The 11,998-nt window shown below is 23.1% G+C and carries 9 protein-coding genes; all 9 read left to right on the top strand.

Annotated features, from left to right (window positions below):
* Positions 1-49 precede the first annotated feature (49 nt).
* The 9 genes from dnaX (at position 50) to SPIRDC1_RS08095 (ending at position 11,936) form a co-directional block, all read left to right on the top strand.
* Complete coding sequence (dnaX, locus tag SPIRDC1_RS08135) at positions 50-1,816, top strand: DNA polymerase III subunit gamma/tau (protein ID WP_174481351.1); 1,767 nt, start codon at positions 50-52, stop codon at positions 1,814-1,816.
* A gap of 24 nt (positions 1,817-1,840) precedes the next feature.
* The gene (locus SPIRDC1_RS08130) at positions 1,841-2,104 is read left to right on the top strand and encodes a YbaB/EbfC family nucleoid-associated protein (protein ID WP_174481350.1); all 264 of its coding nucleotides are present in this window, start codon (positions 1,841-1,843) and stop codon (positions 2,102-2,104) included.
* A gap of 38 nt (positions 2,105-2,142) precedes the next feature.
* Positions 2,143-2,817 carry a dTMP kinase gene (gene tmk, locus SPIRDC1_RS08125; RefSeq protein WP_174481349.1) on the top strand — a complete coding sequence of 225 codons (675 nt, stop codon included), beginning with the start codon at positions 2,143-2,145 and terminating at the stop codon, positions 2,815-2,817.
* A complete protein-coding gene (locus SPIRDC1_RS08120) occupies positions 2,804-3,769 on the top strand; it encodes a DNA polymerase III delta subunit-related protein (RefSeq protein ID WP_174481348.1) in 966 nt (321 codons plus the stop codon). Before tmk ends, SPIRDC1_RS08120 begins: the two co-directional genes overlap by 14 nt.
* A 3-nt stretch (positions 3,770-3,772) precedes the next feature.
* The gene (locus tag SPIRDC1_RS08115; RefSeq protein WP_174481347.1) at positions 3,773-4,501 is read left to right on the top strand and encodes a tRNA1(Val) (adenine(37)-N6)-methyltransferase; all 729 of its coding nucleotides are present in this window, start codon (positions 3,773-3,775) and stop codon (positions 4,499-4,501) included.
* 32 nt (positions 4,502-4,533) lie between these two features.
* Complete coding sequence (gene tilS, locus SPIRDC1_RS08110) at positions 4,534-5,823, top strand: tRNA lysidine(34) synthetase TilS (protein WP_174481346.1); 1,290 nt, start codon at positions 4,534-4,536, stop codon at positions 5,821-5,823.
* Between the two features lie 37 nt (positions 5,824-5,860).
* Entirely contained in the window at positions 5,861-7,870 is a 2,010-nt protein-coding gene (gene ftsH, locus SPIRDC1_RS08105) for an ATP-dependent zinc metalloprotease FtsH (protein ID WP_304625649.1), read from the top strand.
* A 123-nt stretch (positions 7,871-7,993) separates the two neighbouring features.
* On the top strand, positions 7,994-8,575 hold the full coding sequence (gene hpt / locus SPIRDC1_RS08100; protein ID WP_174481345.1) for a hypoxanthine phosphoribosyltransferase: 582 nt from the start codon (positions 7,994-7,996) through the stop codon (positions 8,573-8,575).
* 133 nt (positions 8,576-8,708) lie between these two features.
* Positions 8,709-11,936, top strand: a complete 3,228-nt coding sequence (locus SPIRDC1_RS08095) for an ABC transporter permease (protein ID WP_174481344.1) — start codon at positions 8,709-8,711, stop codon at positions 11,934-11,936.
* Positions 11,937-11,998: the final 62 nt, after the last annotated feature.

Raw genomic sequence — 11,998 nt, 5'->3', positions numbered from 1 at the left:
TTATAACAAATTTTATAAAAAATTGTTAGGATAAATATAGGTGATTTAAATGAAACATAAATCTTTTTATAGAAAGTATCGACCAAATTCTTTTTCAGAAATAATTAGTCAGGATAATATTGTAAGAATATTAAAAAATTCTATTTTAAATAATAGTTTTAATCATGCTTATTTATTTTCAGGCTCAAAAGGTACAGGAAAAACATCAACGGCTAAAATATTTGCTAAAGCAATTAACTGTCAAAATAACATTGATGGAGATGCATGTAATACTTGTGAAAATTGTATAAACATTAGTTCAAATAATTGTATTGATATTTTAGAAATTGATGGTGCTTCCAATAATGGTGTTGATGAAATAAGAAGTATTAGAGATAATATTAACTTATTACCGATGAATTTTAAATATAAAGTTTATATTATTGATGAAGTTCATATGTTAACAACTTCTGCTTTTAACGCATTATTAAAAACCTTAGAAGAACCACCACAACATATTATTTTTATTTTAGCAACAACAGAACCATATAAAGTAATTCCAACTATAATTTCTCGTTGTTTATGATTTGAATTTAAAAAAATTAATGTAAATGAAACTAAAAAACATTTTATTGATGTTTTAACAAAAGAAAAAATTAATTTTGAGGTTGAAGCAGTAGAGGAATTAGCAATATTGAGCGAAGGCTCTTTACGTGATGGTTTAAATTATTTAGAAAAAACATTTAATTATGGTAATAATATAACACTTAAAAATGTTGAAAAAATATTTTCTGTTTTATCAACAAAAAATAAAATATTATTTTTAATTAATATATTTAATTGTAATATTGAGCAAGTAATAAAACAATTAACATTATTTGATGAATATACTATTCAATATAAAAAAAATATTATTGATTTTATTTACATTCTTGAAGAAATATTAATTTATGCTATTACTAAAAAAACAGAATTACTTAAAATGATAAATATTCAACAAGTAAATATTTTTTCTGAAGTAGTAAAATCTGATTTACTTTTAATTTTGAATTCATTTAATGACATTTTAATTCAAGAAGATGTTGATGATTTAAAACCAACATTAATACTAAAAATATTAAATTTAATTAAAAATTTTGAGAATAAATATTCATTAAATTATTTAGAAAAAACAAAAATATCTATTATGAATATAGAAAATAAAAGTATAAATTTAAATAGTAAAGATGAAATAACAAAAATTTTAAAAAAAAGCGAAATAGATAAAAATAATGAAGAATTAACTTCAATTTTAGTAAAAGAAGAAAATACTAGTATTAAAGAAAAAGAAATTTTTAATGTACCAACTGTGAAAAATTTAAAAAATGATGAGATAATTGATAAAACCATTAATTTAATTTTACAAGCTGATAAAAATATTAGAAAAGAAGTTAGTGAAAAGTGAAAAAATATTTCTAAATTTATTAATGATAATAAATTTAGAAACATAACTAAAGTTTATATAAATACTATTATTGCGGCAGCATCTACTAATGGCATTATTATTATTACCAAAAATATTATTCAATCTGATTTAATAAATCAAAGTTTTTTAAGTAAAGAACATAGAGAATTTTTAAATATTTTATTAGAAAATGAATACATGATTTATGCCCTTGATAAAAATCAATGACAGGAAACAAGAAAAAAATATCAAGAGTTACTAACAAAAAAAATATTACCAAAACCAGTAGATATTGTAATATCAAAACCTGTAATTGAGTCATTTACCAATGTAGATAGAGATCCGACTTTAAATTTTATTAAAAAAATATTTACTGAAATTGAAGAAATATAAAAATATGAGGTGAAAAATATCGATATGAAAAGAATGTTAGCACAAGCACAAGCAATTCAAGGAAAGTTAACAAAATTTAAAAAAGAAGAATTTACTTTTTCTGATATTGATGGTTTAGTTAAAATTATTATAACAGGTGGACGTAAACTAGTTTCAATTAATATTGAAGGATTATTAAAAGAAGCAGAAAATGATTATTCAAGTATTAATGATATGCTACAAACAGAACTAAATAAAGCATTAAAACAAATAGATGAAAAAGAAAAAAATATTGCTGGCAAGTTTTAGAAAAGTTTAGTAATTTTAGCATAGAAAGAGGTAGAAAAATGTTATTTATTACCTTTGAAGGGCCAGAAGGTGCAGGTAAAACTACAGTTTTAAAAATGATTAAAGAACAATTAAAACAAGATGGTTTTGATGTTATTATTACGAGAGAACCAGGTGGTAGCGAAATTTCTGAACAAATAAGACAAGTTATTTTAAATAAAGAAAATACATTAATGGATCCATGAACAGAAGTTTTGCTTTATATTGCAGCTAGAAGACAACATTTAATTGAAAAAATTCTGCCAAATAAAAACAGTAATAAAATCATTATTTCTGATCGTTTTTCTGACTCAACTTTAGCATATCAGGGTTATGCTAGAAATTTAGATATTGATAAAATAATTCTTATTCAAAAGCTTATTTTTGAAGATTATCAACCTGATTTGACAGTTTTATTTGATATTAAACCAGAAACAGGTTTACAACGAATTTTATTAAGAAAAGGTGAAAAATTAAATAGATTAGATGAAGAAACATTAGAATTTCATCAAAAAGTATATAATGGTTATAAAAAAATTGCTATTAGTAATCCAAATCGCGTTCATACAATAAATGCTAATTTATCAGAAAAAAAAGTTTTTAATAGTGTTTATGAACTAATCATAAATTTAGTTGAAGAAAAAGGTTTTAAAGAAAAAAAAATTAAAATTAGAGGATCTAATGAAGGAAAATAATGTAATTTTATTTGAAAATGAAGAATCAGAAAATTTTTCTATTTTTGCAATGGAAAATATTCCACAGGTAATTTTATTGTATTCGAAAAATAAAATATTAAATATAAATGTTAGTAATAAGTTAATAAAAAAAATTGTTTGTAAAAATAATAATCAATTAAAAAAATGTACTGAAGAAAATATGTGTCAAAATTGTTTTAAAATTAAAACTAATAGTTATTTTGATTTTAAAAAATTTGATTTTAGTAAAAATAATATTATGAATAAAAGTATTGTTTTAGAAATTATTAATGATTTTTCTAAAACTAATTTAGAAAAAGATGCTAATAAAATTTATTTAATAAATCAAATTGAATTTTCTTCAACTTCATCCTCAAATGTTATGCTTAAAACTTTAGAAGAATTATCTAAAAAAATTTATGTAATTTTCACTACCACTAATATTAATCAAATACTCCCTACTATTAAATCTCGTTGTCAATTGATAAATTGTTCAAAAGAAAATGATATATTTGTTAGTAACGATTATGATGATGAACAATTATTAATATTAAAAATATTTTCAAATACTACTTTTTTGACAGATGAAAGCAGTAAACTTAAATTAAAAAAATATATTGAAATTATTAAACAATTTATTATTAATGATAATGATAAAAAGATTAACAATCAACTTTTGAATAAAAAAATAGTTAGTTTAAAAGAAGAAATTATTTACTTTTTTAGATTTTTTAATTTAGTAGTTTTTAATAAATTAACTTTTCTTTTATTTAAAAAGTATGATTTTAATAATTTTTTTATTGAAAGTTTAGTTAATTTATGAAAAAATAGTAATTTAAAAAACATAGCCTATATTTTAGAACAAATTTCATTTACAATTACTAAATTAAAATTTAATATTAACTTAAATTTATTAATAAATTCTTTTCTTATTAAGGTAAGTGATAATTAAACTATGGAAAATACAAAAAAAATTTTAATTTTAAATCAAGATGATAAAAAAATTAAACTTATTCAAAGAAAAGATATGTTTTGTGTTTCTTTGGATACTATTTTATTAAGTAATTTTATTAAAATAAAATCTAGTACTAAAACAATAATTGATTTTGGAACTAATAATGCTGTTATTCCAATAATTTTAGCGGCAAAATTTCAAGGAAAAATAATTGGTATTGAAATTCAAGAACCAGCTGTTGAACTTGCTTTAGAAAATATAAAACTTAATGATTTAGAAAAAAGAATTGTCATTTTTCATGAAGACATAAAAATTTATGCTCAAAGAGAAAAAGAAAAAGTTGATTTAATTGTATGTAATCCACCTTTTTTTCCTTTATGAGATAAAAGCAAAGTAAAAGCACAACCTTTAAAAATTGCAGCAAGACATGAAGTATATATTAATTTAGAGGAGATTATTGCTAGCGCAAGTAAATTATTAAAAGACAAAGGGCGATTGGTTATGATAAATAGTGTAGAAAGAATAAACGAAACACTACTTTTATTAAAAAAATATCAAATTACACCTAAAAAATTACAAATAGTTTATCCTAAAATTAATCAGGCTGCCAATGTTTTTTTAATTGAAGCAGGATTTTTAGCGAAAGAAGGAATGATTGTTTTGCCACCATTGATTTGTCATAATGAAAATAATACTTATATTGATGAAATAGCAAAGTGATATAAATAATCTTAATATAAGCGTAAAGTTAGGTGTTTAAAATGAATATTAATTGATTAAATAAACTTAATAAAAAAATAACTTACTTATTAGCTGTATCAGGTGGTCCAGATAGTATGTTTTTATTAGATAATTTAGTACGTAATGAGTTTAAAATTATTGTTTGTCATGTTAATTATCATAAACGTTGAAGTAGTAATGTTGATGAGCAAATTGTTCGAGAATATTGTACAAATAATAAAATAACTTTAGAAATAAAAAATATTAAAGAAGAGGAATACCAAAAAAAACAAAATTTTCAAAGTCAAGCACGTGTACTTAGATATGATTTTTTTAATGAAATTGCTCAAAAATATCAAGTTTATAATCTTGTTGTAGCACATCATATTTACGATTTACTTGAAACATATATTATTCAAAAACAACGCAAGGCAATAGTTTCTTATTATGGATTAAAATTTAAAACAACATATAAATCTTTATCGGTTTATCGTCCAATGTTAGAATTAAAAAAAGAAGATATTATTGACTATTTAACTTTATATCATATTAAATATGGATTTGATGAAACAAATGAATTAATTATTTATGAAAGAAATCGAATTAGACAACAACAAATTAATAAACTTACTGATTTTGATATTAATTTAATGTTAAGTGAAATTAAAGAATTAAATAGTGAACAAGAGTTACTGAAAGATGAACTTAAAGTAATTTATAATACCATTATTAATGATGATGTGCTTGCTATTAATGAATTTAAAAAATATGAATTTAAATTACAACAAATGATTATCTATGAATTTTTAAGCCAATATGATGAAGAATTAGTTTTATCTTTAAAAAAGGCTAAAATTAAAGAAATAGTTAGAGTTTTAACTAAATCTAGTAAACCAAATATTACTATTTGTATTTCTGAAAATACTTGAGTTATTAAAGAATATAATTTTGCATATATTAGTGAAAAAAATGAACCAAAACAATTTAGTTATAAAATTTCTAAAATAAATAACTATAATTTTAAGGAAATTACTATTTCTAAAACTGAACCAACAGGTGGTGAATTTCAAGCTTTATATATTAATAAATCAGATTTTCCATTAACAATTAGAACTAATAATGGTGAAGAAGAAATTGAAACACCATTTGGTACAAAAAAAATTAATCGTTTATTTATTGATAATAAAATTCCATATCGTGAACGTCTTATATGACCAGTAATCATAAATTCAAGCGGAAAAGTAGTGGCAATTCCAAAATTATTAGTAAATAAAAACAATATTAGTGAGAAACCTAATTTGTATGTGCTAAAATATTATGGTATTATTTAAGAAAATAAATTAGAAATTAAACGTAGGTGAAAAAATAATGCAAACGCGAATTAAAATTAATTGAATGATTGTTGCACTATTCGTTGCTTTTTTAGTATTTGTTGGAATTTTATTGTGATATTTTTTAAGAGGTAATGCTTTAACTTTAGATCAATTTCAATTAGAAACATTACTTAGAGATGGTAAACTCCCTGGCAATAGTAGTGACACTGTTAGTAAAATTGATGGAGTACAAGTTCAATTTTTTGATCATACTACTTATATTACAGGTTTTTTAGCAATTAATGGTAAGGTAAAACGATTTGAAGCGACAGTTTCTGGAACTGCTACAGGTGGTTTTTATCATGATGTTATTGAAAAATTATTCAGAAAAGATAAAGAGGGTAAAGGCTTTGATATTAACCCCACAATTATTAGTGAATTAGTTCCGTTTTGAAAAACATTTTTAATTAGTATGTTTCCAGTATTAGTATTAGTTGTTGGTTCATTTTGATTATTTTTTAAAATGAATAAAATGGGTGCCGGTGGTGGTATGAGTCCTTTTTCAATGGGAAAAAGTCGTGCTAAGATTAGAACATCAGATACTAGATTTACTGATGTTGCTGGTATTAAAGAAGAAAAATTGGAATTAGAAGAAGTTGTTCATTTTTTAAAGTTTCCACAAAAATATGCACAAATGGGTGCAAGAGTGCCAAAAGGAGTTCTTCTTGTAGGACCGCCTGGTACTGGTAAGACTTTATTAGCAAAAGCAGTTGCTGGTGAAGCAGGTGTTCCTTTCTTTTCAATTTCTGGTTCTGAATTTGAAGAAGTTTTTGTTGGAGTTGGAGCTTCAAGAATTAGAGAAATGTTTACTACTGCTAAAAAAAGTGCTCCTTGTATTATTTTTATTGATGAAATTGATGCAGTAGGAAGAAAACGTGCCTCAGCTTCAACTGCAACTAATGAACAAACTTTAAACCAATTATTAGTTGAAATGGATGGATTTGAAGCTAACTTGGGAGTTATTATTATGGCTGCCACTAACCGTGCTGATGTACTTGATGAAGCGTTATTGCGTCCAGGTAGATTTGATCGTCAAATTTCTTTAAGTTGACCTGATATTAAAGAACGTGAAGCAATTTTACGATTACATGCTCGTAATAAAAATATTTCGCCAAAAGTTAATTTTCAAAGAATAGCAGAGAGAACGCCAGGATTTAGTGGTGCACAATTAGAAAATGTATTAAATGAAGCAACGTTGTTAGCTGTTCGTCATAATAAAACAGTTATTGGTTTAATAGAAATTGATGAAGCTATTGATAGAGTTGTTGGTGGACCTGCTAAAACTTCAAGAGTAATTACTGATATGGATAAAAAAATAGTATCATATCACGAAGCTGGACATGCTCTTATTGGTTTAAAACTACAATATGCTTCTAAAGTTCAAAAAGTTACAATAATACCACGTGGACAAGCAGGTGGATATACTATTATGACTCCTAAAGAAGATACTATGTTTTATTCAAAAGTACATTTAAGAGCAACTATTACTGGTTATTTAGGTGGTCGTGCTTCAGAAGAAATTATGTTTGGTAATGCAAATATTACTACTGGTTCTCATGATGATTTAGAAAAAGCAACAAATATTGCCAGAAAAATGATAACTGAATATGGAATGTCATCTGAATTAGGATTAGTTCAATTTGAAAGTCCACGTAATGAGTATTCACCTTTTGCAGCAAATAAGTTTTCTGATGATATTGCATCTAAAATTGATGGAGAAATTAAAAAATTATTAGATATTTGTTATATTGAAGCAGTAGTAACAATTAAAAAACATAAAGATACATTAGAATTAATTGCTAAATCATTAATGACTTTAGAAACAATTACTGCTGAACAAATAGAATATATTGATAAATATAATAAATTACCAATTGAAGTAATAGAAATGCAAAAAAATAGTAAAAATCCTTCCAAAGAGGATAATGAATCAAATGATAAAAAGGAAGATAATAATTCAGGGACTGCTGATGATACAGTATCAGTTGTTCCAAAGAAGAAATAATTAAATTATTATAATAATAAAACAAAACTTACTATTTTAATATTTTCAATAATGTGTAAGTTTTGTTTTATTTTCTTTTTTTATTTGGTAAATATAATATAAAAAGTAATAAGGAGAAAAACAATGTTGGAAAAACATGAATTAGTAGAAAAAATATTATTAAGTACTGATGTAATTAATAATAAAATTATTGAACTTGCAAAATCAGTTAATAGTTATTATAAAGATAATAAAGAGCCCATTATTTTAGTAGGGATATTAAGAGGATGTTTACCTTTTTTATCACAATTTATGTTAAATCTTAAGATTGATTGTTTGGTTGATTTTATGTATGTAGAGTCATATTTAGGACAAACAAAAGCGGTAAATAAACCAAAAATAAGAATGGATGTTATTAATAATGTTAAGGGTCGTGATTTATTAATTGTTGAAGATATTATTGATTCAGGTAATTCGTTATTTAAAATTTGTGATCATTTACAAGAACTTGGAGCAAAATCGGTAAAAATAATTACTCTATTAGATAAGAAATCTAAAAGAGTTGCTAAAATTGAAGCTGATTGATATGGTTTTGAAGTTCCTGATCATTTTTTAGTGGGATATGGTCTTGATTACGATGAAAAATTGAGAAACTTACCTTATGTTGGTATTGTTGACCTTAATAAAATTGCAATTTTAGAAAAATGTAAAAAAGTAGTTAAGTAAATAAGTTTAGAAGTTAATAATAATATTAAAATTTTTATTTTTTAATATAGTTCAAATATAATTAGTATAATTTTATCATAATAAAATTATACTATTAGCATTTTTTAAGTTGTATAAGAATATTGGAGTTATAATGAGCAATCTTTTTGTTAATGTTTTAAGAGGAATCAAGAAAAGATTATTACAATATTTAGGTATTATAATACTATTAGTTATTGTAATTTCTAGTCTTTCTGCGCTTTATAGTACAGCATCAAGAGCTGAATCAGGTTTTTATACAGTATTAAACAATAGTGGTAAATATGACTATCGTATTAATTTACAATTATTAAATAATTATAAAGATACTGCTACTGCAACATCAAGAATCCAAACAATTATCAAAAAACAATTTGAAGGTCATCTACATGAACCAGAAATTTATGCACAGATAGATGAAATTAAAGAAAATAATCTTAGAAATAATAGTTTTCCTACCCTTCCTTCGGCAGTAGATATTAATAAAGATTTTGAAAATTATTTGTTAAACTGAGGATTAAGTTATCAAGGAATATTATTTAATGATATTTTAGAAAACGAAGTTAAAAATGATGAAATTTATAATTTGCAACATTATGAACTTGCTAAATCATTTTTTAAAACTTTTGATTATGAAAACGTTATTTCTCTTAAAAAAATTTATTATTCATTAGAAAATGGATTTTATACTTCAGAAAAAAGTGAATCTTTTGATTTTGCTCCAAAAAGAAATAATATTAATGAAGTTTATATTTCCAAAGGTATTAAACCTATTAATCCATTAGAAGTAGTGATCAATCCTGAATTTGCACGTATTAATAATATTAAAATAAATGATTATATAACAGTTATTGATAAAGTTGAAAAGTTAAAAGTTGTTGGTTTTGGCTATGCTTATTGGGGAATTACTGGTAGTCGTACTGCAACAAATCCTAATCCGACATCTGAAAATACAAGTCCTGTTTATATGTCAAATCAATGGTTTAATAATTTAATAAAAGATTCTACATTTAGAACTAATTTAAATAATATATTTTTATTAAAAGTTAACAATAACGATAATTATTTTGTTAATAAGTTAGAAGAACTTTTAATTAAAACTTTTAGTTTTAGTTTTGGTTCAATTATTAGCAGTGATAGTGAAGATATTCGTTCAGGACAAATTTTAGAGAGTTTTAAAATGGAAAATATAATGTTTATGGCAATTACTCTTGTAGTATTATTAGTTATTATTTTTATCATTATGTCATATGTTAGAAAAGAAATTGATTTACAAAAATCACAGATAGGATTATTAAAAGCTCTTGGTTATAGTAATTTTCAAATTGCTATTAGTTTTGTAATTTTAATATTTTTGATAACATTCATTTCTAGTATTATTGGTTTAGGTATTGGTCTAGGATTACAAATATGATTTAATTCGTTAAATAACATTGGGTTTTTTATGCCATTACCAATACTATTTTTTAGTTGGATAGTATTTATTGTAAGTTTAATAATTATTCCTATTATTTTTATAGTAATTAGTTATATGCAATCGGAAACAAAATTACGCGTTAGTCCATTATTATTAATTTATGATAGACCAAGTAATTTAAGTTCTAAACTAATTTCAGTTTTAAAATACCCCTTTCGTTATTGACCATTTAAACAACGTTTAGCAATTGCTTTCACTCTAAAATCGGTTGGAAAACTATTTTTAGTATTTTTTACTTTTATTTTTGTTAGTTTTTTATTACTATTTCAAAGTTCAGCTACTGATTTATTTGATAATAAAATAAATAATTTATATGGATATTACAATAAAGATGTTAAATGAAATACATCAACTTCATCAATGTATACATATACTAATGATTCTAATTTAAGTATTGATAAGCAGGTTTTTGATTGAGTTTCAGAAAAAGATATTGCGAAAGATAAAGAAACCGGTACTAATAAATATCATCAATGAGTAGCTGATGATTTTCATATTGATAATGATAGTAAAGCTAAAAAAATTGAAAGTGTTATTATTAATAATAATTTTAAATATTATTTTATGAATAGCGAAGAAATTAATATCCTTTATCAAAAAACTAAGACCAAATCTGATTGTGAAGATTTTATTAATCCAAAAAAGATAATACCTGAACCATTAATGGAAATTATTTGTCAAAATATTCATCAAATATTTAATTATATTTCAACAAATACAGGTATTAATCCAGAAATAAACCCGTTGCCTGGTATTAGTTTAGGTTTAAATATTTATAATAATAAGTATTATCCAACTATTGAAATAAATTTAAGACCTCCTAATGAATGAAAAGGACATAATCAAGATCGCATGCTCGCAAAAAAAATTAAAGCAACAGGACTTTATAATGATCAATATCAAGATTTAGTTTGAAAAAATTGATTTAACTTTAAAGAAGCAAAAAATCGTGATATTGATCCTATTTTTAATAATTCTCATAATTTACAAGCACAAAAAGTTACTTATACTGATAATCAAGGACAAAATATAACAACTACAGCTTATATTTTACCAGCAGTTATTTCAAAAACATTATCAATTTTAAATGATTATAAAATTGATGAACACTTTTTAATGTTAGCAAGTTGATATAATTATACAATTCCAGTAATTTATCAAGTTAAAGGAATTATTGAAAATAATTTAGACAATTCGAATGTTTATATTAATCTTGATGATTTACGAACATCTATTGGATTAATAAAACCTTCCCCGTCAGAAGATCCAAAACCAATATCAGATTCTTTTAATCATTGATTATCTAAAGAGAGCAATATTTTTCCATTAAATTATATAAATATTTTGCAACCATCTGCAGAATATACTAAAGAACAAATATTAGCAAAAAATTTAGAACCTATTAATAAAATACCTTTTATTAATGATTTAGTTAAAAGATTATTAGTTGAAATATTTGATGGAATTAGAACAATTATAAATATTACAAAAATTTTAACATTATTTGCTGTAGCTTTTGTATTGGTAATTATCGTTAATATGATTTTAGATAATAATTTATTAATTATTGCAATGATGAAATCTTTGGGTTATCGTGTAAATGAAATTAACAGATTGATTATTGGCTCCTATATTATTGCTTTATTGGTTGCTTTTATTTTAGGTACTATTATTTCTTATGTTGTGTGAAATATTATTACTTTAATTATTGCAACTAAATCAGGCGTTGTTTTTAATGTGGCTGCTAATCTAGTTACAATTTTATCTTGCTTTGGAATGGTATTTTTAATAATGGTTATTGGCTATGCTGTTGGGTTATATTTAATTAAATACAAACCAGTAACAGCTTTATTACAAGGAAGTTAAAATATTTTTTAAGCATTTCTATATAAATAAGATAAAGTAATTGATAAAATGAGTGTGTTATT

The organism is Spiroplasma endosymbiont of Danaus chrysippus (assembly GCF_902809815.1).
GTDB lineage: Bacteria > Bacillota_I > Bacilli_A > Mycoplasmatales > VBWQ01 > Spiroplasma_E.
Note: the sequence above shows the minus strand (reverse complement) of the source record. Positions and strands in the feature narration are given on the sequence as shown.